We start from the raw sequence: 25,143 nt of genomic DNA on the forward strand, positions 1-25,143 counted from the left end.
CACAAGGGATTGCCAAATGGCAGTCTCTTTTATTATATACATGATGCTTAAGGAGGATTTACAAATTGTATGGAAAATTTGCAAACATAGTCGTTGCAGCCCTTGGTAGTATGGGAAGTTATTTGTTTGGAGGTTGGAGTGCCTTGTTAGAGTTTTTAGTTTTATTAGTTGTTGTTGATTACATAACAGGAATTGTAGCTTCTATTAAAGAAGGACGTAGCTCAAATAAAAATAAGGGATTAAGTAGTAAAAAAGGTTCTATTGGTTTAGCTAAAAAAGGATTGATGTTCTTGGTAATCATCGTTATGCACAGAGCTGATATTGTATTTGAGTTAAGCTTCTTAATGACAGGTTCAATTTATTTTTATCTTGCAAACGAGTTAATAAGCATTATAGAAAACTTAGGAAGAGCAAACTGTCCTTTGCCACCACAGCTTAAACAAGTCGTTGAAATTTTAAAGCGTAAAGAAATTAAGGATGATACAAATGAGGTGAATAAATGAGTTACACAATCAAATTTGTTGGTAATGAACACACAAATTCTAGTAAGAGAGATGGAAACGTTCCATGTCTTATAGTTGACCATATCTCAGCAGGAAGTTGGTCAAGCCTACTTAGTTGGTTTACAACTCCAAACAATACTGTCTCATCATCAACATTTGGAGTTAGCAAAAAAGGTGAAATTGTACAATTTGTAGACATGGAAAGAATGGCATGGGCAAATGGTATTGATGCCTTGGATATTACAAGTAGCAAGACTCCTATTGTGCAAGAGCATAAAGGTATTAATCCGAATAAATACTCAGTCTCTATTGAGCATGAAGGAACTGATGGTAATTTAACTGAAGAACAGTTTCAAGCAACACTCTGGCTGCATAAATACATACGAGATTATGTGAAAGAAAAATGGGGCATTACGATCCAACTTACTCAATACGACGTTATAGGACACTACCAAGTTAGTCCATATAAACCTATGTGCCCGGGAAAATATTTTCCTTGGGAGAGACTTTATAGTGAACTGCAAGAAAAAAATGATGAGGATGATGAGAATATGGCAATGAGTTTAAGTAATGATGCGTGGGAAAGAATTGATATGTTTCTAGGAAATGCTTACAACGAAAAGATTATCTTAGATTGGGATTGGGTTCAAAAAGCCAGAGATAAGAAATTGACAAGTGCTGAGTTCACTTATATACAAATGATCATAAATGAAAGACGCAAAGGAGAAAAAATCTAATGGAAATTATTGAGCAATATTGGGGTCTAATTATTGCTGTAGTTGGTGCTATTGTTTATGCTGCTACTCATCGTCAGGCATCTTATTCATATGTTAAAAAGAAATTATACGAATTAATGTTATCTGCCGAAAAGTATGCTGAAGAGCTTGTTCTTAAAACAGGTAAAGACAAAATGGATTGGGTTATTACTAATGGCTATGATAACTTACCTTCCTATGTTCGACTTGTAATTAGCAAAGATTTATTTCAAAAACTAGCACAAGAATTATTTGACAAGGCTATTCTAATAGCTGAAAAACATAAAATTGAAGCCAATTAATGTAGCAGCAAAATATTTATATTAATATAAAAAATGACTCATTTAACCCTAATTTCAAAGGGATTTATGAGTCTTTTTTTTACTTTTTCTCACCTTTTGACGAAAATATGTTGCCCCTTAAGAATATTCAATTATGCTGATGTATTGCGGGTTTAGCCTCCTCCCCAGTGAAAATGGAAAAATTCCAATGTTGCCCCTATTTACTAATTTATCCAAATTATTTGGGGAGGAGGAAAAATTTTAAAATTGAACCTTGATTCCATAGTCGTTTTGTAAATTTATAATTGATTCTTTCCCATCACGGTATTTAATCATATATCCCCCACCCTTAGCTTCGATGTAAAGGATGAGATCGTATAAAGAGGTATCAACCCCTGTTTTTTTCTCATTGAGCTTTAAATGGCTATTTAAGACTGTTAGAAGCTGTTTCTCCTCTATTACGAAACGAACACATTTTGAACTGTCTTTATTGTAAGTGGAACATATGTACACTACTTTATCTCGTTGCTTCTTTCCGCGATACTTCCCGCCACATTCGCCACATTTAATTAATCCATTCCCGAATAAATAAGACATTTTATCCTCACTCCAAATACGAAAATACACTGAATCATTACTGAACATCTACTTATCTTATCATATTCTTGTGTGCTGAAAAACAATCTACATTTTTGATTATTGTCAATTAAACCTATTTAGTCTACAATCCACTTTCTAAAAATAATCGCAATCGCAACGAGCACCGCTACAATTAACAAAATTTCTAAAGTCCCTAAACCTTCTTCATTGTTCCAAAAACGCTTTAACCCTGCCATTACTTTATTCATCTCATTTCCCCCTTAGAGTATGTGTTAACTATTCATTACCATGATCGCTGGTGCACCGACGATGACCATAACGATAACGAAGATCAGTACCATTGGAAAAAGCAACTTAGATGAAGCTTCTTCCCCTAGCGTCCGGCATACAGCCTTACGGCGATCCCATAATTCTTTGGCTAAGCCACGCAGTGCCGTTACTAGCTCATCACCTCCCCTTTTGTGATTCAGCATGAGTGTTGTCGTAAACAGTGACACTTCACTTACTGAAGAGCGACGGCTTAAATTCTCTAGTGCTTTTGCAAAAGATACACCCATCTGTAACTCCAAAGCTGTTAGTTGTAACTGTTCGATTAACGGTCGCTTTTCTTCCACTTGCATTCCTTTGATAACGCGTACGAACGCGCCTTGAGCCGTCTCGCCTGCATTAATGAGCAGGATTATCTTGTTTAGCACTTCAGGCAAATCCAGTACGATGCTGCGCTTTCTACGCTCCATCTCAGTGGTTAAGCCTTTCAGTGATAGGACAGGAATAAGGAGCATGAATAGCAATCCGATGCCAAGCAAGCTCACATCTCCCTCACTCACTGCACCAAGGAGCGTACCTACAAGCAGGCACATGTAAGAAGTAATCAACGTATCGGCTGTGAAAAATTGCGTCAGCTCACGCGCATGCTTATTCCCATGAATCACGATAATCTTCTCGTGTGCTTTTACAGTGATGAAATCTAAGTATTTCATTAACCTTAAATGCTCCAGCGCGTACATCGCACCAACAGCCGCAGCTGGCAACTTAAATTTGTAAGGGATGCTTGCAAATAGCTCGGTATATTTTCCTCGTCCTAAGTAAATCACGACGAATAGTAGAAGCATCTCAACTCCAAATAGAATGAACATCCACATACCTTACACCTGAATTCTCATTATTTTTTGCGATAACCAGAAGCATAGTCCCAGAACTAGTAGACATATCGTCATAATAATCGGACCTTTCACCCCTTGAAAAAGAGGTTCCATATAATCTGGCGAAGTCAGACTTAACACGCCGACAATGGCAACTGGAGCTCCCATGAGCACTCTTGATTCAAACTTTTTCTGCGAGATCATAACAGCAATATCAATCTGAATTTCTAACTTATCTCCCAGAATAGATGCAGTACGACGCATCACTTCCATTAGATTCCCACCTGTACGTTTACAAGTAATCAGGACATCAGAGAAATTTGTGATGTCATCGATGTTGGCACGATCTGCAAAATCTGCAATCGCCCGTTCCATCGGCTCCCCATTTTCCATTCGATTGACGATGTTCTCAAATTCCACAATGATCAGTGTTGAGCTGTCCATGTAGAGCATCCTCAAATCACTGAGTGCATCACTAAATGCATTTTCAATCGATTTTCCAGAGTTTAGAGAGGAGGATAAGCAATATAATGCTTGTTTAAATTGCAGCAATAGCTTGTCCTTGCGTCTAGTTATTTGCGTTTTGCGCCAGATCTTTGGGAAGAGCAGTCCACTACATGCGAACAAGATCGCCACAATCACATTTTTATAGAATACAAATCCTATCCCGCCTGCGATTAAAGCTGCAATCAAGACAACTGTAAATCGTTCTTTCTTACTCAGCACATAGTTGTCATACACTATCGATCGCGACGTTTTCATAACAGGTACTTCGGACGTTGTCTTAGCGAATCTAACCTTGGATTCCATCTGTATGGGAATATCCTGTGCCGACTTCATACTTATCTTCCTAGCCTTCAATCGGTCCCACACACTAAATGCAAGAAAGCTGCCGCCAATGACCCCTATAACAATCAACCAAATCAATCCGACACCTCCCCTAACGGAAACAGCCATTTAGGCGGATGTAAGCCAGCCATCTGTAACTTAAGCAGGTGTTTCAATCCGTTATGACAATACTGCAGCTTCCCTTGCACCTTCGTCTTATCTTCAAGATCTTCTTCTTCAAATTTAAAAATAGAATGAAGCTGCACTTCCCCATCTTTCATGCCCACGATCTCACTAATTTCTAACACCTTCCGAGAAGAATCTCTCATCCTCGATAAATGCACCATCACATCAATTGCTGAGCAGATTTGCTTGCGAATCACTTCAATGGGTAGTGGAGCTGCACTCAGTACCATTGTCTCCAGTCGACTTAACATATCCTGGCAGGAATTCGCATGACCAGTAGACAATGAACCATCATGCCCCGTATTCATCGCCGACAACATATCCAGTGCTTCTGCTCCACGTACCTCGCCGACAATAATTCGATTCGGTCGCATCCGCAGCGAAGATTTGATCAAGTCACGCATCGAGATCTCTCCCTTGCCTTCTGTATTCGCATTCCGCGTCTCAAGCGACACAAGATTCGGAACCGTACGAATTTGCAGCTCGGCAGAATCTTCAATCGTAATAATCCGCTCTCCTGGTGGTATCCATTGGGACAAGGCATTTAAGAATGTCGTCTTTCCTGAACCCGTTCCTCCCGCTATAAAAATGTTATATTTCCCTCTAACGAATAGATGCAGCAGCTCTGCAGCTTCCTGGGTAATCGCACCTCTGGCTATCAAATTATCCATCGTCATTGGACTTTCTGGGAACTTACGAATCGTCATGATCGGTCCTTGCAGCGCAATAGGCGGTAGCACGACATTCACACGTGATCCATCAGGCAATCTTGCATCGACAATAGGTGATGACTCATTCACTGTTCGATTGACCTTCGCCACAATGCCTTGAATAATATCCTCCAGACGCTCCTTACTCTCAAAGCCTTCTTCAAGCTTTATGACACGACCATCTTTTTCAACGAACAAATCTTCATGGCCATTAACCATAATCTCTGTAATCGCTGGATCATCCACATAAGGTTGTAGCACATCCAGCCCACGAAAACTGCTAAAGATTCGTTTCACATAAGCTTGAATGTCTGAAGCCGTAAGCGCTACAGCATGCTGTTCAGACAATACGACATCTTCGATCATGTCAAACAGTTCATCATCTGAGATTGAAGTCGATAGATCCATCTGCTGTGACACTTTGTTTTTCAATACACGGAGTTGTTCGAGCTGCACTACTTCATTCCCCCAACATGAGCATCCGATGTAAAGCGAAGCAATAAGGCACGAATACTTTCTTGAAAATGAGGCTCTACGAGCATCGTCACTGGCTCAGAAACAGTCTTCCATGCAGGTATGTAAGGCAAATAGTAGGAAGCAGCGAGATCATATTGATGAAGGTCATTATGCATCGTACCCGTGTATTTATTTACGATATAATGTGCTTCTTTCATAACTGGAAGCAGCTTCTTCATCGCTTTCGTCTTACTCAAACAGATCGTGTCATCCCCCAGCAGCCATAGCACCACATCACTACACTCTAGTGCACCTAGTATTCGTGGATGTACAGAAGTCTCGAGATCCAAGATGATCCAATCGTAGCGATTCGTCTGTTTCAATGCTGCAATAAATCCAGCGATATCACTGCGCAACATTACTTCCATCTCACGCATCTGATTCGTGTTCACGATGTAATCAAGGCTACTTGCTTTGTCATGCCCTTTCAGTAGTTCCAGCTTGGATAACAACCTTGATGCATCCGTTTTCCAATGATAAAGCAGCTGAGACAGTGTATTCCCTTTCAAATCTTCACTTTCCGTACCTTTTAACAGCTGCAAGGCTGATCCGATCGACTCTAGCGATACATATAGCACCTGATGCTGCATACCCACGAGTCCCATTGCTGCATGAAGGGATACTGTTGTTTTCCCACAACCTCCAGCAGCTGCGAATACGGATACCACTTTCGTACGACTGACCCCATCTTGACCTGATTTTGCATTTTGCAGCTGACGCTCGGATTCGTACGCACAGAGCAGATTAAACAACCTCGTTAGCGGTTGATATTTATAGACCCCAACTTCTCCAACATTCTCATTACTCTGTAGTTCAGACCTCGCATGCAAGACAACAACCCCAGAACGATCCACACGCTTGATCGCTTCTTGTTCTAACGCTTCTGAGACAAGAACTAAAGGCTTGTAACTGCTTCGATCCAAATATTCAAAAGCCGCAGCTGGCTGTGTAAACACAACTAACTCCACTTTGTTACCAAATCCTGATCCATGCAGGAACGCAATCATACCCTCGGTATAAGTCTGATCTTCGATAACTACGACAAACGTATAAGGCTTCATCATTCTCTCCTCTCATTGCTAATTACATTTTCATAATGCCGTATATGAGCAGCGCAATTCCTCCAGCAGCAAGCGCTACAGCGCCGCGTATCATGATTGATTTCTTCACCTCTAACCCACATGCCCCTTTCAATTAATCCCATAAATGATTGGGATAAAACAAAAAAAGCACACGCCGAAGGCAAGTTCATTGCCTTCAGCGGTGCTTCCGCTTTATTTAACAGTATTGAATTGTGGAAATTGTAGCATATTTTCCAATAGCAGACAAGATAAGAATTATTGGTCTTCGTACAAGGCTTCCAATTCATCAATAAGTGAACCTACATATGCAACAGCCCGTTCAATCGGCGCTGTTCCGCTCATGTCCACACCTGCAATTTGGAACAATTCGAGTGGTTTGAGCGTCCCACCTGCTTTTAACACGCGAAGCCAACGATCAACCGCAGGCTGACCTTCTTCTTTAATCATCTGAGCTGCAGCTGTGGATACTGTTAATCCAGCAGCATACGTGTATGGATACAAACCTCTGTAATAATGCGGCTGACGCATCCATGTATACGACGCACCCTTATCAATCTCAACTTCTTCACCCCAGAAGGAAGACAGTACACCAGCTTTCAGCTCACACAGACGCTTCGCAGTTAGAGACTCACCTGCCATTGCGAGTGCGTACACTCTACGCTGCATTTCGCCTTCAAGTAGATGGGTTACAAAGTTATGATAGTACGTATGCAATAATTGCGTAATGACCCAGCGCTTCTGTCTAGCATCATTCGACTGTTTCATAATATGATCTGCAAGCAGCATCTCATTCATCGTGGATGGAGCTTCGATTGCATAAAGAGAAGGACGTGTATTTGAATAAATTTGGTTCCGACCCGCTAAGCGGAAGTGTCCTGCATGACCAAGCTCATGAGCAAGCGTGAACGCACCACGCATGCTGTCTGACCATGAAACCAAGATGTACGGATGCGCACCATACGGAGACGAACAGAATGCACCCGTGGATTTTCCAACATTATCAACATAATCAATCCAGCGATTCTCTACCGCTTCTTTCATAATCTCACTGTACTCTTCTCCCATTATTTGAAGGGAGTCTTGAATGAGCGCACATGCATCATCATAAGAAATTTTCGGGCTAAATCCAGGATCAAGCGGAGCCTTTAGATCACAGAACATCATTTTATCCAGACCAAGTACACGCTTCTTCAATCGTGCATAGCGACGCATGTGTGGCGCTAGATTTGTTTGGATAATATCTAGAATATTGTTGTACATCTCGATCGACACTTGTTGGGACTCAAGCAACATGTGTGTAACGGACTCATAACCACGTAACCGTGACATGACGACTTGCTTCTTCACTTCCGTGCCATAAGCTTCTGCGAACGTATTCTTGTATTGTGACAATGTTTTGGAAAAGGAGCCATACGCACTGCGGCGCAGCTCGGTATCAGGCGATCCTTCGTATTTATTTTCGAATAAGGCAAATGAAACCGGCAACTTCTCACCATCCGATGTTTCCACATCTGCAAAGGTCATATCAGATAATTTACCACGTAAATAAACACGCTGCGGCAGTCCCATCACTTCACCCAAAGACGCTAATACTTTCTCTGTCTCTGCAGACAACTTGTGGGGCTTATGTTCAAGTAAATCATTTAGTTTTTTTTGAAAAATAGTGAGTTCCGGCAATTCAGCTAAGTAACGCCCAATTGTTCCTTCTGGTAGCTCCAAAATCTCCGAATTCACAAAAGATAGTGCAGCACTCATCTTAGACATGGCATCGCCTGCAAGTCCCGAGTTTGCTTGGTTATCTGGATTTGTACTATCTCCAGATTGTTTCAGACTTGCGTATGTAGCTGCTCTTACCGCTCGAACTGTAATTGTATCGGATGCTTGCAAACATGCATATAACTGCTCAGGGCCCTTGTGTAGTGTACCTTGGTATTGGGTAACAGAAGATAAGTCATCTTGAATGCTGCTCAGTTCCATTTTCCAAGCTTCATCTGATGTGAATAGATCTGTTAAATTCCATGTCGCTTCAATCGGCACTTCACTACGTAATAATCGTTCTTGCATTCTTCATCTCTCCTTCTTCATTCATCATGTTAGGATCACACGTAAAAGTCCAAGCCTTCTAATCATCTCACAGAAATTTCAGTAAATCCAGACTACTTTTTCAACTTATACATGGATAATATTTGTGAAAATGTTTAACAATACATCTGAACCCAATATTTAAGGAGGTCTACCACATGGCAAGAAGTAAAAGTTCGAATCGCCTATTAGAACCACGCGCTGCACAAGCGATGGAACAACTCAAACTTGAAGTGGCTCAACAATTCGGAATTGCACTATCCTCTGATGGTTATTACGGAAACATGTTGACTCGTGATGCTGGAACGATCGGTGGAAACATGACGAAGCGCTTGGTTCAAATGGCTGAACAAACACTAAACGGATACACAAGCCGTTAATATGCAACAATAAAAAAAGGACTACGACGAGGAAGATATCCCCGCATAGTCCTTATTTTTATGAATTTCTATACCTCTAGCGACTCATTCGGGGCTAAAGCTGTTCCTCTTATACCCTTCACAGATAGCGCATCTACCCAAGCTTTCCCATCTTGCTTAATCGGTTCGAACGTATTGTAGTGCATCGGAATGTAGTGACCCGCACCAATCCATGTTGCCGCTATACCCGCTTCTTCAGGTCCCATCGTAAACACATCACCAATTGGCAGAGCTGCTACATCAATCGTGTGCATTTCCCCAATTAATTTCATGTCACCAAATAACGCGGTATCACCTGCATGATAGAATGTTTTGCCACCCATCGTAAGCACAATTCCATTCGGATTACCGCCATGTAAAATGGTGCCATCACCAGGTTCCAGACCAGAACCATGAATCGCATTCGTTAGCTTTAACTTCCCCCATTCAAACACGCGGGTTCCCCCAGCTTGCATTGGAGCAATCTTAACAACTTGAGATGCATAGTACATGCTGATCTCGTAGTTAGCAACAATTTCACAATCATTCGCAAGCGCAATCGACTGTGCATCTTCAATATGATCGAAATGACCATGACTAAGCAGCACCGCATCGACCTTAATGTCTGCTGCCTTCACCTTTGCTACGGGACTACTTGTTAAGAATGGATCAATAATCACACGATAACCGCCAGCTTCAACTAAGAAACAAGAATGACCTAGGAATTGGATATTCATTATACGCTTCCTACCTCTCCACGAGAGGGTGTCAAAAGTAGAGCGTAAGAGAAAAGAAGCACTGGAGGATGCTTCCGATGTACTTTTCCTTCGGAAAAGTTGTATCGTCTTTGAAATCGTGATAATACCACCAAATCAATTCAAGTTCACGATTTCAACAGCGACCGGAGGTGCTTCTTTTATCTGCAGTGAACAACTTTTGGCACACTCAAATTATTTTTTCATCAAAAATAATGTTAGTTCTTCTCTGTTGTGGAACAATTGCTTCGCGCCTTGAAGTTGAAGTTCTGGCTCCAAGATACGCACGAAATCGCGCACAGTCTGGAATGCTTTCTTATTCATCAACTTGACTGTCACAATAACTGTACCCCCATATTTTAGGGCGTGCAACAAGTCCTTAAGTAACCCAGCCGTCTGTTTGGGATGCCAACTCATATCGCATACCATGAGGTCGAATCCATGTTCAGCCAGCTTCACAGAGCTTGCATTCTTACGAATAAATTTCAGCTTCGGGTTCTTCATTAATGCCGGGTCCATCGTACCCGTGTCAACAGCTGTTACATCTAAGCCACGTTCCAGCAGCAAGCTCGTCCAGCCCCCGGGAGCAGCTCCTAGATCAACCGCACTGCGGTATTGGGTAAAATCAAGACTGAACACGTACTCCGCTTCCAGCAACTTAAACTTCGCACGAGAAACTTGACCATCTTCCTTACGGAAACGAATTGCTCCACCCGACCAGTCAGATACATTCTCCTGTGGGCGAGATACCCCGATGAACATCATATCTTCTACAACGTAGATTGAGATAATGCGATCTGCACCGCGAACAACTGTCTCTGCTTCGATTTTCTCATGTAGAACACGATCTGCCGTCTCACGAATCGAAGCAACTGAATAAGCCATCGGTATTCCTTCGGATTTGCGAACTTGAACGGTTACTTTCTCGCCAGCTTCAAATGTATATTGCTCAGCTAACAATTGTGCTAATGCCTTGAGATCCACGTGATTCGACGCATCTTCTGAAGCTATCTCATCTTGACCCTCTGTATCTTGCTGATCACCATCCACTGCTGCGCGCTCAATCTCATGATCGACAGGTTGCAAGTGACGCAAGAACATCGGCATATCCCGATTAATAATTTCTAGCGCTTCTTCCTTCGCCATTGGCACATCAAACATGAACACTTCTGCAGGCATCAAATAGGAAAATTTAAGTCCTGTAAAAAGTCTTCTTAATTCTTCAACCGCTTGAACTGCAAAACCGCGATTTGACGTACCAATCCACTTGGAACGGGAGTTGTTAGTATCTAGTTGAGTTTCCATTCTTTACACATCCTTCATTAAATAAAACCTATAACAAACCTATAACACCTTGATCCACGGACGCTCACGGAACCATTCAATTTCCACCGGAACGTCGTAAACCTGCTGCAAATTCTCACTTGTCAGTACATCATTCTTCAAGCCTGCGGCAATTAATCGACCACTCTCGATTAGCGCTACATGAGTGAACATCGGCACAATCTCTTCGATATGGTGTGTCACATAGACAACTGTAATACTGCTGCTCATCTCCGTTATTGTAGCGAGCAATTTCTCACGCTCATACAAATCTAGACCAGAGCAAGGCTCGTCCATAATTAGAATCTCAGGGTCCGTCATAAGCGCACGAGCGAGCATCACTTTCTTCCGCTCACCTTGTGATAACGTACCTAGAGGCTGATTTTTCAAATGATCAAGTCCCATACGCTTTAGCATCGCAACTGCTTTATCAATCACTTCAGTTTCAATTGCTTCATAGAATCTTAAGAATGCATATTGACCCGTTGCAACGACTTCCCATACAGGATCCCCTTGGTTTAGCTTTTCGAATAACGATTGTGAAATATAACCGATGCGACGTCGAACTTCACGCACATCACATGTTCCATACACATTACCAAGCACTTCCACTTTCCCTTTGCTCGGGAACTCATAGCCATTAACAAGCTCGAGCATCGTCGTCTTTCCAGAACCGTTACGTCCAAGAATGACCCAATGCTCACCTTTGCCGATCTCTAATTGAATATCTTGCAAAATATGACGTTCTTCACGTATAAAATCAATATTCGACAACGTAATCATGACGCTTCCCCCGATTCTCTCTAAAAAAATCCCCATGAAAAAATGCCCTACCCTTAATTATGTATCTTTTTGGGCGATTTGTACAATCAATTCATCTGGCATCGGTCCATTATGTACCTTAACGCCCTCTGGTTTCGCGGCATAAAGCATCTCATACATCTTTATTCTTCCAATATTTGAAGAGGTATGTAAGTAGATTTCACGAGGAAATTTACCTGCTGATACGATCCATCTGGCTACTTCACCACCACTTGGTTGATCCCAACCCAGATCATAGTCCAAGGATAGAATATCTACCTCACTCGAATCTAACAAAAGAATACATTCTGTCACATTCCTCGCAAGTACGAACCCTTGCGGACAGCGCCGCGCATCATCCAAGTAAACATGAATCACTATCATTTTCCCCCTTATGATTCTAACAATAATCGTTTAACGTCATTTAATTGTTGCGGATGTGTCGCATAATCAGTTGCAGGTGTCTCCAGTACAATCGGTATGTTTTGTAAAAATGGGGACTGGAGCATCGACTTCAAATGTGTCTCTCCAATCTTTCCATAACCAATCGGTGCATGCCGATCCCGCTTCTCGCCTGCAGCAAACTTCGATTCATTCAAATGAACCGCTTTCAAATGATCAAAGTAACCAACCGCTTGCCCTTTAAGCGCAACTTCTTCCCAATCGAATCCCTTCCACAATCCTGATGCATACGCATGACACGTATCCAGGCAAAATCCGATCTTCTCAGGTTCTTGACATAAATTCCGAATCGTCGTCATTTCCTCGAAAGTCGAACCCTCACCATGCCCTTCACCTGCTTGATTCTCAATTAGAATAAGCGTATTCCCAGACCATAACGAAGTCGCCTGATTCAGTAGCTGAATGCGATTGTGATACCCTTGTAAGCGATCTTCACCATGATAATTGCCGAAATGCACAACAAGACCCATAGCTCCACATGCATCAGATATCATAAGCGCGTTGAGCATGGACTCCAGCATAATTGCCGAGTTCTCTGGACCTACTGCCAAGTTAAGTGGATAGGGTGCGTGCGTAATGGAAACAATCTCATTCTCTTTGCAATAAGCTGCACAAGCCTTCGCATCCTGTTCATTAATCGATTTCTTAGGGATTAACGTTCGTGGATTTTTTGGGAAAAATTGAAACGCATTCCCACCCATCGCATGAACACGCTCTGCAGCAGCTAAATAGCCTTTGGAAGTTGAGACATGGGCACCTACATAATACATGATCTTCGCTCCAAACCACGAATCTAAGATGTGTGATCATCACTACGTCATCTATATTGCCATATTAAGGTTAAAATATTCGAAACAAACTGTTACAAGTTGAAGACATTTCATTTCTTTTACAAAGATAACTGCTGCTCATCGCCTAATTTACGCTTCAAACGCTGAATCCGGTGGGTCATTTCCGACAAAGGTGTTGAATCCACATTCGAGTAACGGTTTAGCGACTTGCGCTTTCTCAGCATTTGTTCGCCGGATTGCGCATAATGAAGTGCTTTTACCAAGTTGCGTTCACGATGCTCATAATGCATGGCTAGCTCTACGAAAGGTTGAACAGACGTGCCGAAACGATCCGTACTATAATCGATCAAACGTTGCCATAAAGCGACTGCATACTTTGTGATACCTCGCTTCTTATACCAAGCAGCCATCTGAACGGGTACATCACCGCGCCAGATGCGGTCATTTTCCGAACAAGATAACAAAATTTCTTGTAATATCTCATCCATTCTCTCTTCAGCAAGCTCCGTACGACCCATTTTCTCTAGCCATAATGCACATCGAAACCGCTCTTCAGTAGGTACATCGCTAGTCAGTACAACCCCATCTAATAGCTTCGCAAAATGAATCGAAAGCGCTGCAAGTGACAGCACATCCAGTTCATTATGATCGAATACCCCGCTAAGTATCGTCGGATTTCCTTCTGCTAAATATTGAAAATAGAGGATTGGAGCAAGCGAACCAGGTACATCATCATGTCGATGTACACCTAAGCGATCCTCTTCCACCGTACTTAATTTACAAGTAGGAAGTGTATGCTTCCACACACTGCGTGAACAATGGAGTAGGTCAATATGTTGAAGCTCTGGACATTCACTTGCCATCCGATTCATTACAAGGCGACTAAGCACGAGCGGCCAATCGAAAGTTTTTCCATTATAGGAGACAATGTGTGTACATTTCTTTAATCGCTCGAGAAAATAGTGCAGCATCGCGCGTTCCTCGCTCGCATTGCGAATGAACATCTGCTCCATAATGAAGGAGTCATCCTCGTAATACCCCATTCCGATCATAAATGGAACATTACCCGCTCCTACTCCAAGTCCTGTCGTCTCCGTATCGAAGAACAACAACTGCTCTTGTGTTGCAATAACCTCTACTTGCCCTTCTTTTTGAAAAGCTTCAAGTGAAGAGACATAACTACGGAGCATACTTAGTTCATAGTTACCGTGAAACGCCGTACTCGGATATACTTTACGACGTAAAATAAATGAACCCCACTCGTTGGTAACAAGATGCGCACCCAGAAGTCGCCATCCTACAGGTAACTGCGAAAGTTCTCCTGTCAACGACTCAGCACCAGCATCATTCGCAGGTTCGATTGCCGGATCGACATGATCATGGTTCTGCGCTACTTCTTGTTCACTAGGTTTACGCTCTGATTCCAGCTCAATGAATTTACGGTAACGAATTGGTGTCTCAACATCCCTGTCGTCCTTGTTCCTATACTCATTATCACTAAAATGATTGTATCTGCCTTCAACCTTAATTTCACCAAGTCCCTGTCGAACATCCTCGTTCTTATTCGTCTCAATATCCATGTCATTGCGTTCATCCCTTGTTTCTTGCTCAGCATTTTTCAAGTGCCCTGCACTCTTTAATCGCATTAATCGATCACGAAGTCCGCTCATTTCCTCACCTCACTTTCAAATGGTATTTCTTGGCTATTACTAGGTATTCACTAATCTTATCCCTACAGAAACTATTTATCACGTTAATGAACCATCCATCACATTCAGTAGCTTCATCGCTAATTCTTTTCCCTGTAAACCTACTTCTTCTATAGGACCTACACATGCCGGACATCCGCTAAGACAGCCGCATTCTCGAATAATTCGCTGTGCTTCTTCTAACAAGGAACCATGTATCTCATACAAGTTCTCACTCAGACCAATTCCACCTGGATAACGATCATAGAAGAAAATCGTCGGTTTCTTGTTATGCAAAGCACGTACCTGCGGTACAACGCGAATATCTTGTGGATCGCACATCAAGTATAGCGGCGCAATATGAACGAGTACATTTGCAAGCCCAAGTAATGCGTATTGCATATCATTTTTCGAGAATTGCTTCGCTGCTTCATCATGGAAGGAGAACCAGTAAGAGCTTGTATGCAATTCTTCTTCAGGAAGATGAATCGGTCCAGATCCAATGTTCTCATGCGTGTGCAGTTTGATTTTTTTGAAAATCGTGGGTTGTGCGTTAATCGTCACTTCGCCGAACTGCCGATCCAGACTAAACTTCTGCTCTTCCTTAAACACATGTAGTACTTTTAACTGCACAGATAAATTCGCATCTGTATAATATTCAACACTGACTTCCCGCACGAACGCTTTCTTTTCTTCATAATCGAGCTTTTCCACTTGATACTGTACGCCTTCATGCAAGTAGATTGCTTCTTCATGAATTAAGGTCGGCGCTGAGAATCGATCCACCTCACCGATAACGCGGGAACCATGGGAAATGTCGATAATGACGAAATTCTCTTGCGCTGCAGATCGAAGGGAAATCGACTGTGCAGGGAATGATTGTTCCATCCAATACCAGCGATTACCGACATGATGCAGCACTTTCTCCTCCGCAAGAAAATCAAGTAGATCTGTCAGAGGTTCACCACCGAACTCTTCTCCCTCTTCAAAAGGAAGTTCATATGCCGCACATTTCACATGATCAACAAGAATGAGCAAATTGTCCGGATGAATCCGCGCTTGCTCTGGCGGACGGTCGAAGAAAAATCTTGGATGAGAGATCACATACTGATCCAGTGGTCCTGAGCTTGCAACAAGTACAGTGAGTGAACTTTCCATTCGACGTCCTGCACGACCTGCTTGCTGCCAAGTCGACGCAATCGTGCCCGGATACCCACACAACACACAGGCTTGCAGTTGACCAATATCAATGCCAAGTTCAAGGGCATTCGTACTGACAACACCACGGATCTCCCCTTGACGTAAACCTCGCTCGATTTCCCTTCGCTGCTGAGGTAAATAGCCACCTCGATAACCACGAATTGACTTTGGACCTAGATCTTTACGTATGAGCTCTTGTAAATACGATAGTAATATCTCAACTCGTACACGCGAACGCGCAAACACAATCGTCTGAATGCCGCTGTTAAGAAGCAGTGCCGCTATTTTCCGAGCCTCCAGAACCGAACTTCTGCGAATACCAAGCTGCGGGTTCACAACTGGTGGATTGTAGAAGGCAAAATGCTTCTCGCCTGATGGTGCACCGTTATTATCAACCAATTGAACCGTTTCCCCAATCAGCTTCTCAGCATGTTCCTTCGGGTTCGCAATCGTAGCTGATGCACAAATAAACTGCGGATTAGACCCGTAGAATCGGCATATCCGCTTCAATCGACGAATCACGTTCGCCACATGTGAACCAAAAACCCCGCGATACGCATGAACTTCATCGATGACAATGTATTTTAGATTCTCGAACAATTTCACCCATTTCGTATGTAAGGGTAATATCGCGGAATGGAGCATATCCGGATTCGTCACAACAATGTGTCCAGCATTGCGAATGGCTGTCCGTGCCGAAGGTGGCGTATCTCCGTCGTACGTACTCGATTTAAGATCAACACCCATTACTTGAATCATTTCTTGAAGCTCTGACACTTGGTCTTGCGCAAGTGCTTTGGTGGGAAATAAATAAAGTGCTCTACTGCTATCATTCTCTAGAATTTGCTGTAGTACTGGTAAGTTATAGCAAAGCGTCTTACCTGATGCAGTAGGTGTTACTGTAACAACATGATTACCTGAAGTAGCTCCTACAAAAGCATCTCGCTGATGCGTATATAAATGATGAATGCCACGCCCAGACAGCGCTTCGCGAATTTTAGGATGAAGGTTTTCTGGAAAATCTGCGATTTTCGCTTCTCGCTCCGGAATTGTATGCCAATACGTAATCCCTGACATGATCTCTTCCTTCTGACGCATTACATCTATAAACTCCTCAATCGAGGCAACTTTTCCGGTCAAATGATTCATAATCCATTCGTTCCCCTTTACTGCTATATACTAACATCTTACAGAATACACGTTCGCTTTTCAACAATAGACTATCTACTTCTTTATACGCAAAAAAAGCGCAGATTTGACATTGCTGTCAGTTTCTGCGCTTTCCCGGGAAAAGTTAAATGGGATCAGAGGAATCATCGTAATCGAAACGCGTACTGCTGTAGGCTTCTTCTTCTAGTAAGTCATCACGATCACTTTGCAGAGCAACCTCTGCACTTTCACGAAGTTTGGTTAAAACTTCACGGATTCCCTCAATTTTACTTGGATTCGTCTCTATTTGCATAGCAGTTTGCAGGGCTTGCTCAATAATGATAATGTCTTGACTCGTATATTTCATCATTTCACCTCAGCAAAGTAATCTACACCCTATTTTTTCCTGAAAAGGGTGTGCTCATTCAACAAATGGAGAACTTCTTATGCTTCTAATGTAATACGCTTAGACGAACCTTTTCGTTTCTTGTGATAAAAGTTTTTAAGGCTGCCTTTAATCTTGTCTTTGAACGTATTTGAATTGGGACGTGTCCAACGCATAAATCCGTTCATCTTCTTCGAACTTTTCATTAAAAAGAAAATATTGTCCATCTGTTTATAAATATTATGTGTATTTAACAAGTTCCGATATGAAAATCTTGATACATGTGATGGAGAAACTTCGATATTCGTCTGTTTGCTAGGCCGCGCTTGTGCTTGAGAACAGCCGACGAGTAGTACTCCGATTATTAATACAATGGTCATGATCCGAATCATGGCATGCTTCATCGACATGTCCCCCCCATGATATATACGCATTTCAAGTTCAAATGTTGCATTATCAGACTAGTTAAATTATAGAAAGATCGTAAGTACTATCGCCGAACAGCATAAACCCAAAAATCTTCAGCAAGATGCACATTCGAATGAATCTCCTGTGCCTCATTAATTAATTGCTTTGCCCCATCCTCTTGATAACGAGCCGAAATATGTGTCATGATGAGCACTCTAGCTCCTGCATCTCTTGCAGTCGTAGCAGCTTCAACCGATGTCGAATGATCATAATCTCTAGCTAGATCACTCTTCTGTGCATCAAACGTCGCTTCATGCACGAGTACATCAGCACCTTTGGCAAGTTCAAGCGAGTTTGCACACGGCTTCGTATCTCCTAAAATTGTAATTATTCGTCCCTGAATAGTTGCCCCAATATAGTCTGCCCCGTTGATTTCCCTTCCATCAGGTAGAGTAACTATTCCCCCTTGCTTAATCTGACCGTAAATCGGACCCGAAGGAATTCGTTCCTGTCGAAGTTTATCAATAAGAAGCGGACCTGGAAGATCACGTTCAATGATCCGGTATCCGAAACATTCAATCCGATGATCCAGTCGTTTCATCTCTACTGTAAATGTCTCATCTTCTATGATAATACCTTCATTATCAAGTTCAGTAATCATTAATTCATAGTTAAGATGAGAGCCACTGATAGCAAGTGATTGACGTACATACGCTTCTATACCACGTGGTCCATATATCGTAAGCGGTGTATCACCACCATGATGCGAACGTGAAGACAATAGTCCCGGCAACCCAAATATATGATCACCATGCAAATGTGTAATGAAAATTTTCTCCAGCTTACTCAGCTTAACAGGTGTACGAAGTACTTGATGCTGTGTACCTTCTCCACAATCAAACAACCAATACGTACCACGCTCAGCGAGCAGGCTAAGTGCTATCGCTGTTACATTTCGTTCTTTAGAGGGCATTCCTGCCCCCGTACCTAGAAAATAGAGTTCCAATCTATTTCTTGCTCCAATCGTAATGAATTACACTTTATCTACGTTGAAATAACGAGCCTCAGGATGCGCGAACACCATTGCCGAAACAGATGCTTCTGGTTCCATCATCGATCCTTCCGTTAATTCAACACCGATATCCTCCGGCTTCATCAGCGCAAATAGCTGCTTCTGATCATCCAAGTCCGGACATGCTGGATATCCGAAGGAGAAGCGTTGTCCGGTGTATTTTGCACCAAATCTCTCTTGCATCGTCATTGTCGCCGAATCCGCAATCCCCCATACATCACGCATGATGTGATGAATTCGTTCTGCGAACGACTCCGCAAGCTCGAGTGCTGTAGACTGCAGCGCATGGGAACGTAAGTAATCCCCAGAATCGCGCCACTCGCGAGCAATCTCATTGACACCATGTCCTGCCGTAACAAGAAGGAATCCAACGTAATCCATAACCCCACTATCAACGGATTTCAAATAATCCGCTAAGCACAGATAAGGCTCTGTCGCTTGACGTGGGAATGTGAAAGTTTGCAGCACCTTCGTGTGATCTTGTGGATCGTAAATAAAGATAGTCTCACCTTGTGACTGCGCCGGGAAGAATTGATACATCCCTTGTGCTTTAATAATACCGTCTCGCTGAGCTTCTTGCAAAATACCGTCTACGGTTTCTTTAAGTCCAATCGCCTTTTCATCACCTTCTGCGATTAATTTCTCTACTTTTCCCTTTAACCCTAAGTGATGACCGAGCAACATTTGCATATTCACATAAGGCATCAAGTGGCCAATCGGATAATCACGAAGGACATGGCGCTCCGTATCTGGAGGTACTTGTACAGGTAGATCACGTTTTACCGTTGAGTTCTTGACTCGCGTGAGCGTAGGCATCGACACATCTGCTTTACCCGATTCCATTACATCGGATTCCTTGCTTTCGCGCAGTTCTTGGATTAAACGCTTGCGCTGTATAGGATCGCTCAATTTATTCGCAAGATCCAGACCGTCCATCGCATCTTTAGCATAGAGAACAGGTCCCTCATATTCAGGTGCAATTCGAGTTTTCGTAAATTTACGTGTAAGTGCAGCGCCACCAACCATGATTGGCACATCAATACCTGCGTTACGCAAGTCCTGAGCCGTTACAACCATCTGCTGAGCAGATTTAACTAGAAGTCCAGATAAACCAATCGCATCAGGCTTTTCCTTGCGATAAGCTTCAATTAATTGTTCAGGCGGTACTTTAATGCCTAAGTTCACAATCTGATACCCATTATTCGATAAAATAATTTCTACAAGATTTTTACCAATATCATGTACATCGCCCTTAACAGTTGCAAGAATGATCTTCCCTTTAACCGCGGTTTCATCCTTTGCCATGAATTGCTCCAGATGGGCAACAGATGATTTCATTACTTCCGCACTTTGCAGTACCTCAGCTACAATCAACTCATTGTTATTGAACAGTCTACCTACCTCTGCCATTCCTGTCATAAGCGGTCCGTTGATAATTTCGAGCGGCGGATATTTTTCAAGTGCTAAATCCAAGTCTGGAATTAACCCTTCTTTCGTTCCTTCCACCACATAAGAGGACAAACGCTCCTCCAAGGTTAGATTCGAAATCTTCTCTTTCTTCTCCACCTTTTTCTCACGGAAATGAGCAACGAAACTAGCTAACGTCTCATCTGTCGTATTGTAGATCAATTCTTCAGCCAGCTTGCGTTCATGCTCGGGGATCGATGCATAACGTTCCAACTTCTCTGTGTTTACAATCGCATAATCTAGACCTGCTTTTGTACAGTGGTACAAGTATACCGAGTTTAATACTTCACGACCTGCATCAGGCAGACCAAAGCTGATATTACTTAGACCAAGAATCGTTTTGCATGCAGGATATTTCTCCTTAATCATCCGAATTCCCTCGATTGTCTCTACAGCAGAACCAATATATTGTGGATCTCCTGAACCAACTGGGAACATATTCGGGTCAAAAATAATGTCATGTGCCTGAATACCATATTTTCCAGTTAAGAGTTCATAGGATCTTGTCGCGACTTCCATCTTCGCTTCGCGACTCACAGCTTGACCACGTTCATCAATAAGAATACAGACAACCGCAGCACCGTATTTATGCATAAGAGGGACCACATTCTTGAACTTCTCTTCGCCATCTTCTAAGTTAATGGAGTTAATGATTGACTTTCCTTGCGAATATTTAAGTCCTAATTCAATGATATGATCATATGTCGAGTCAATCATGATTGGCACTTTTACTTTTTTCACTACTTGTTGGATAAACGTCTCCATCGCATACGCTTCATCAATATCTGTATCTTGTAAGTTAATATCAACGATATGCGCCCCATTCTTCACTTGGGCACGCGCGACTTCGGAAGCCTCTTCAAATTTACCTTCCTTGATCAAGCGTTTGAACTTACGTGAACCCGATACATTCGTACGTTCCCCAACCATGAATGGGCGATTCTCTGGCTCGATGTAAACTGTTTCAATACCAGATACAGCTGGAACATGTGAACCTGTTAATGGACGTGGCGTGAACGGTGCGAGCGCATCTGCTAATGCACGGATGTGATCAGGTGTTGTACCACAGCAACCTCCAGCAATATTGAGCCAACCTTGCTCTGCAAATGCTGCCATCTTCTTCGCTAATGATTCTGGTGATTCATGATAGTGACCATTCTCATCGGGTAACCCCGCATTCGGATAACAAGAAATAGACGTACTCGCAATCTCAGATAACGTACGGATATGATCACGCATGAACTCTGGGCCAGTCGCGCAGTTAAGTCCAATCGAAATCGGCTTTAAATGTTCAAGTGAAATATAGAAAGACTCGATATTTTGCCCAGCAAGGGTAGTCCCCATTGGCTCAATCGTTCCTGAAATCATTATGGGTAATTCAACACCTACATCAGCAAAAGCTCTTCGAATCGCAATTGAGCCCGCTTTTACATTAAGTGTATCTTGAGATGTTTCTAGTAATATGGCATCAACACCAGCTTCAACTAATGCTAGAGCTTGTTCGTAGTAACTCTCTTCCAATTCTTCGAAAGTGATACCACCTGTTACAGACAAAGTCTTCGTCGTTGGCCCAATAGCACCTGCAACATAACGTGGCCACTCTGGCGTCGAATATTTCTCTGCTGCTTCTATCGCAAGTTTTGCTGCTGCAAGGTTGATCTCTCTGGCACGCTGCGGAATGTCATACTCTGCAAGCACGACACTTGCTGCGCCGAATGTATTCGTTTCTACAATATCTGCACCGGCGGCAAAATATTGTTCATGTATATTTCGAATCACTTCAGGTCTAGTCAATACGAGCATCTCATTACAACCTTCAAGCTCGTCTCCACCGAAATCCACAGCCGTTAAGTCTACTGCTTGGATCATCGTTCCCATGGCACCATCTAATATTAATATTTTATGTTTTAACTGTTCTTGTAAGGTACGTTTGGTCATTTCTCTGCTCTCCTTCTCTCTACTCCAGGTCACCAATTTCATTTGTTTCAACAATTTTTTCAATAATTAATATAAAAATGAATTATTTTAAAAATAAGTGTATCAGAATCAAACCCTACTGAAAAGAATATCCTTCCTATTTTCAAAATAGATAGGCAGTTTCATCGACATCAGTATGAAATTACACTATAATACTTAATATCCTATGGGAAAAGAGAGGGATTATCATGGCTGAAATTCATATTCGTAATACAGGTGAGCGCATTAGTGGCGAAGAGAATGTTCGCGCTTTTCTAGATTCACAAGAAGTCTTATACGAACATTGGAACCCCAGCAAGCTGCCAGCTGAATTGCAAGAAAAATTCATACTTTCTGACGAAGAGAAACAACAAATCCTAAGTACATTCGAGCCTGAGATCAAGGATCTTGCTGCTCGCCGTGGATATCAAACGTGGGATATTATTGCACTATCCGAAGCAACCCCTAATTTAGATGAACTTCTCAAAAAATTCGAGCAAGTTCATACACATACCGAAGATGAAGTACGTGCAATTGCTGCTGGTAAAGGTATCTTTATCATTAAGGGAACAGACGAAGTCGGATACTTCGATGTTGAACTTGAAGCTGGCGATGTTATTTCCGTTCCAGAGCACAAGCCGCATTTCTTCACTTTAATGGAAAACAAACAAATCGTTGCAGTTCGCTTGTTTATTGAAACAGAAGGCTGGATTGCACATCCGTTCCAAGATGAATCATTTATTAAGGCCTAATTGGATCATAGGTAGGAAATACAAATAAAACCGCTCTATTCTTGATTTAAGAATAGAGCGGTTTGTTCGTATGAAAAGTATTAGAGCTGTTCACTTTCAATAATTTGATCAATTTGCGATAAGTGGTCAATCTCATAAGATGGGATAATCTCATCTGTGCGAGTCGCACCATGACGATTGATCCACATATTCTTCATGCCGATTCGATTCGATCCTAGAATATCAGTCGTAAGCTTATCGCCAACCATAATACCTTCTGATGGATCAATTCCTAAGGACTCAACAGCACGCCAGAAGATCGTATCTGCTGGCTTACCTTGACCATGATTACCAGAAATAATAATTTCATCGAAATAAGGTGCAAGATCAGGAACCCCATCTAGTTTCTCTTGTTGCAAGTCAGGGCAGCCGTTAGTTAGAAGCAGCAACTTGTACTTTTCTTTCAACTGTTGCAGTACTTTGAACGTTTCTTCATATACAATTGGACGCATACGACGTTCTGCTGCAAACATTTCACCTAATCTTTGTCCGAGTTCTTCATTCTCAACCCCACAAGCACGCAATCCACGTGTCCAAGCTTCCATACGATATGTAGGTGCAATCTCACGAAGTTTGAATAGATTCTCATCTTCACCCTTTAAGAAATTACCCCAAAGTGCTTCAAAAGGGTTAATTCCAATATTCTTCGTGTACGGGAATGTTTCATAAGTTGAATATAACCCACGCGCTTCTTTACGTACAGCATCCTCTAATTCATTCGGGAGTACATTCGCATGTTTAGCTGCTTCTTCACATGTCACACGAAAAGATTCTTTAATACTTCTCTCATCCCATAGTAAAGTGTCATCAAGATCGAATAGAATTGCTTTAATTGTCATCTCTATTTCCCCTTTTTTCGCTTCAATTCATTCCCATGTTCATCAACAACTGTGATTGTTTTTAAGTGTGACTCTAAATTACCAGTAACAGATTGGATATACTTTTTACGAAGTACATCACGCTCTGCAGTTTCTTCTTCACTTAACCCCTGTGCTTTATGTTTACGGGCCAATTCATTTATGCGTTTAATTGTATCTTCCATCTGTCTATTGCCTCCTCGTAACATCATTCGTACAGTGGATTCTGCTAATACTTTGCCACTACATACGATCAATGTCAAGTTTGAGGACTAGTTGGAGGATATGAAGAAAAAATTACTGATTATCACACAGGAACGAATAACGATGACAACACACTCAAATCTTTAAAAAGTCTTTAGATATTATTAATAAGTAGGAATAATCAGGGCTTGTCCTGCTTCTAAATTCGTATGTTTCATTCCATTTACTTGTTGAAGCTTACGCATATATTCTCGTACAGTCATTCCTTTAGGAACAAATTCAGTTGCAATTGACCAGAGACTCTCACCTGGATTTACAATAATTTTATCATTCGCACCATGAAAAGGAATAGATGGATCTGGTTGCGAGCTTGAAACCGAATTTCCTGCTTGAGCAGCATAAGTATGTACAATTGCACCGCCGCAAGCAGCGACTACAATTAATAGAACCAATAACATGACACGAACAAGACGACGATGTTTCTTTAAAGTTCCATTTAGGTTCGCAGATTGTTTAGTCGTTCTTACGCTGCGAGGATTCGCAATATTAGCTCTCTTATTCATAGTAGGTTTAGATATAGTAGTTGAATGTTCACTTGTCATAAAATACATGATTAACACACCCCAAACGTTTGTTCTTATTCATAAATTAACACGAACAAACGTTTGTGTCAATGCGAACAATGACAAAATTTGAGATGAATCGCAATTTATTGAGAAATTCAGGTAATATTCGAACTTATGTTTGTACG

Annotated in this window: 26 protein-coding genes; 5 read left to right on the forward strand and 21 right to left on the reverse strand. The window is 42.0% G+C overall.

The genetic code is table 11. From position 1 onward, the window contains the following. Positions 1-65 precede the first annotated feature (65 nt). From NV379_RS02785 to NV379_RS02795, 3 genes are read left to right on the forward strand one after another with little or no spacing between them, the layout of a single operon-like run. The gene (locus NV379_RS02785; protein WP_258205741.1) at positions 66-503 is read left to right on the forward strand and encodes a phage holin family protein; all 438 of its coding nucleotides are present in this window, start codon (positions 66-68) and stop codon (positions 501-503) included. Further along, the gene (locus NV379_RS02790) at positions 500-1,240 is read left to right on the forward strand and encodes an N-acetylmuramoyl-L-alanine amidase (protein WP_258205742.1); all 741 of its coding nucleotides are present in this window, start codon (positions 500-502) and stop codon (positions 1,238-1,240) included. The genes NV379_RS02785 and NV379_RS02790 overlap by 4 nt, the downstream gene beginning before the upstream one ends. Continuing rightward, positions 1,240-1,560 carry a hypothetical protein gene (locus tag NV379_RS02795; RefSeq protein WP_258205743.1) on the forward strand — a complete coding sequence of 107 codons (321 nt, stop codon included), beginning with the start codon at positions 1,240-1,242 and terminating at the stop codon, positions 1,558-1,560. The genes NV379_RS02790 and NV379_RS02795 overlap by 1 nt, the downstream gene beginning before the upstream one ends. A 240-nt stretch (positions 1,561-1,800) precedes the next feature. On the opposite strand, the gene NV379_RS02800 is transcribed toward NV379_RS02795, so the two are convergent. From NV379_RS02800 to pepF, 7 genes are all read right to left on the reverse strand, one after another. Further along, on the reverse strand, positions 1,801-2,136 hold the full coding sequence (locus tag NV379_RS02800; protein ID WP_258205744.1) for a recombinase zinc ribbon domain-containing protein: 336 nt from the start codon (positions 2,134-2,136) through the stop codon (positions 1,801-1,803). Between the two features lie 119 nt (positions 2,137-2,255). After that, entirely contained in the window at positions 2,256-2,387 is a 132-nt protein-coding gene (locus NV379_RS02805; RefSeq protein WP_258205745.1) for a Flp1 family type IVb pilin, read from the reverse strand. Between the two features lie 24 nt (positions 2,388-2,411). After that, complete coding sequence (locus NV379_RS02810) at positions 2,412-3,275, reverse strand: type II secretion system F family protein (protein ID WP_258205746.1); 864 nt, start codon at positions 3,273-3,275, stop codon at positions 2,412-2,414. 9 nt (positions 3,276-3,284) lie between these two features. Beyond that, on the reverse strand, positions 3,285-4,208 hold the full coding sequence (locus NV379_RS02815) for a type II secretion system F family protein (protein ID WP_258205747.1): 924 nt from the start codon (positions 4,206-4,208) through the stop codon (positions 3,285-3,287). Continuing rightward, complete coding sequence (locus NV379_RS02820; RefSeq protein ID WP_373426076.1) at positions 4,205-5,413, reverse strand: TadA family conjugal transfer-associated ATPase; 1,209 nt, start codon at positions 5,411-5,413, stop codon at positions 4,205-4,207. The genes NV379_RS02815 and NV379_RS02820 overlap by 4 nt, the downstream gene beginning before the upstream one ends. A gap of 47 nt (positions 5,414-5,460) precedes the next feature. Then, positions 5,461-6,582 (reverse strand): AAA family ATPase, encoded by a 1,122-nt coding sequence (locus tag NV379_RS02825; RefSeq protein WP_258205749.1) that lies wholly within the window; start codon positions 6,580-6,582, stop codon positions 5,461-5,463. A gap of 276 nt (positions 6,583-6,858) precedes the next feature. Beyond that, positions 6,859-8,667 (reverse strand): oligoendopeptidase F, encoded by a 1,809-nt coding sequence (pepF, locus tag NV379_RS02830; protein WP_258205750.1) that lies wholly within the window; start codon positions 8,665-8,667, stop codon positions 6,859-6,861. Positions 8,668-8,843: 176 nt separating this feature from the next. Between pepF and NV379_RS02835 the strand changes: the two genes are divergently transcribed. After that, on the forward strand, positions 8,844-9,065 hold the full coding sequence (locus NV379_RS02835; protein ID WP_258205751.1) for an alpha/beta-type small acid-soluble spore protein: 222 nt from the start codon (positions 8,844-8,846) through the stop codon (positions 9,063-9,065). 68 nt (positions 9,066-9,133) lie between these two features. Here the strand turns inward: NV379_RS02835 and NV379_RS02840 are convergent, their stop codons facing one another. The 11 genes from NV379_RS02840 to metH all read right to left on the reverse strand — a co-directional run bounded on the left by NV379_RS02840 (position 9,134) and on the right by metH (position 22,522). After that, positions 9,134-9,820, reverse strand: a complete 687-nt coding sequence (locus NV379_RS02840; RefSeq protein WP_258205752.1) for a metal-dependent hydrolase — start codon at positions 9,818-9,820, stop codon at positions 9,134-9,136. 213 nt (positions 9,821-10,033) lie between these two features. Beyond that, positions 10,034-11,143 carry an SAM-dependent methyltransferase gene (locus NV379_RS02845; RefSeq protein WP_258205753.1) on the reverse strand — a complete coding sequence of 370 codons (1,110 nt, stop codon included), beginning with the start codon at positions 11,141-11,143 and terminating at the stop codon, positions 10,034-10,036. A 39-nt stretch (positions 11,144-11,182) separates the two neighbouring features. Then, on the reverse strand, positions 11,183-11,944 hold the full coding sequence (locus NV379_RS02850) for an ABC transporter ATP-binding protein (RefSeq protein WP_258205754.1): 762 nt from the start codon (positions 11,942-11,944) through the stop codon (positions 11,183-11,185). Between the two features lie 57 nt (positions 11,945-12,001). Next, positions 12,002-12,340, reverse strand: coding sequence for a cyclic-phosphate processing receiver domain-containing protein (locus NV379_RS02855; RefSeq protein ID WP_258205755.1), 339 nt, complete (start codon positions 12,338-12,340; stop codon positions 12,002-12,004). A 14-nt stretch (positions 12,341-12,354) separates the two neighbouring features. Then, positions 12,355-13,194, reverse strand: coding sequence for a deoxyribonuclease IV (locus tag NV379_RS02860; protein ID WP_258205756.1), 840 nt, complete (start codon positions 13,192-13,194; stop codon positions 12,355-12,357). 119 nt (positions 13,195-13,313) lie between these two features. After that, positions 13,314-14,885: a ribonuclease H-like domain-containing protein gene (locus tag NV379_RS02865; protein WP_258205757.1), complete on the reverse strand. Its 1,572-nt coding sequence runs from the start codon at positions 14,883-14,885 to the stop codon at positions 13,314-13,316. Between the two features lie 78 nt (positions 14,886-14,963). After that, positions 14,964-17,252: a DEAD/DEAH box helicase gene (locus NV379_RS02870; protein WP_308860237.1), complete on the reverse strand. Its 2,289-nt coding sequence runs from the start codon at positions 17,250-17,252 to the stop codon at positions 14,964-14,966. A 145-nt stretch (positions 17,253-17,397) separates the two neighbouring features. Beyond that, on the reverse strand, positions 17,398-17,619 hold the full coding sequence (locus NV379_RS02875) for a hypothetical protein (protein WP_258205758.1): 222 nt from the start codon (positions 17,617-17,619) through the stop codon (positions 17,398-17,400). 77 nt (positions 17,620-17,696) lie between these two features. Continuing rightward, the gene (locus tag NV379_RS02880) at positions 17,697-18,041 is read right to left on the reverse strand and encodes a hypothetical protein (protein WP_258205759.1); all 345 of its coding nucleotides are present in this window, start codon (positions 18,039-18,041) and stop codon (positions 17,697-17,699) included. Between the two features lie 86 nt (positions 18,042-18,127). Further along, positions 18,128-19,051, reverse strand: coding sequence for a ribonuclease Z (gene rnz / locus NV379_RS02885; protein ID WP_258205760.1), 924 nt, complete (start codon positions 19,049-19,051; stop codon positions 18,128-18,130). 27 nt (positions 19,052-19,078) lie between these two features. Then, positions 19,079-22,522 carry a methionine synthase gene (gene metH, locus NV379_RS02890; protein ID WP_258205761.1) on the reverse strand — a complete coding sequence of 1,148 codons (3,444 nt, stop codon included), beginning with the start codon at positions 22,520-22,522 and terminating at the stop codon, positions 19,079-19,081. Between the two features lie 227 nt (positions 22,523-22,749). On the opposite strand from metH, the gene mtnD reads away from it, so the two are divergent. Continuing rightward, the gene (gene mtnD, locus NV379_RS02895) at positions 22,750-23,292 is read left to right on the forward strand and encodes an acireductone dioxygenase (RefSeq protein WP_258205762.1); all 543 of its coding nucleotides are present in this window, start codon (positions 22,750-22,752) and stop codon (positions 23,290-23,292) included. An 80-nt stretch (positions 23,293-23,372) separates the two neighbouring features. Here mtnD and NV379_RS02900 read toward each other — a convergent pair whose 3' ends face one another. The 3 genes from NV379_RS02900 to NV379_RS02910 all read right to left on the reverse strand — a co-directional run bounded on the left by NV379_RS02900 (position 23,373) and on the right by NV379_RS02910 (position 24,955). Next, positions 23,373-24,170: an HAD family hydrolase gene (locus tag NV379_RS02900; protein ID WP_258205763.1), complete on the reverse strand. Its 798-nt coding sequence runs from the start codon at positions 24,168-24,170 to the stop codon at positions 23,373-23,375. Positions 24,171-24,172: 2 nt separating this feature from the next. After that, entirely contained in the window at positions 24,173-24,373 is a 201-nt protein-coding gene (locus NV379_RS02905) for a DUF896 domain-containing protein (protein WP_258205764.1), read from the reverse strand. 183 nt (positions 24,374-24,556) lie between these two features. Continuing rightward, positions 24,557-24,955 carry a LysM peptidoglycan-binding domain-containing protein gene (locus NV379_RS02910; RefSeq protein WP_258205765.1) on the reverse strand — a complete coding sequence of 133 codons (399 nt, stop codon included), beginning with the start codon at positions 24,953-24,955 and terminating at the stop codon, positions 24,557-24,559. Positions 24,956-25,143 lie beyond the last annotated feature (188 nt).

It is taken from the genome of Paenibacillus radicibacter (genome assembly GCF_024721995.1).
In the GTDB taxonomy this organism is placed as follows: domain Bacteria; phylum Bacillota; class Bacilli; order Paenibacillales; family NBRC-103111; genus Paenibacillus_AM; species Paenibacillus_AM radicibacter.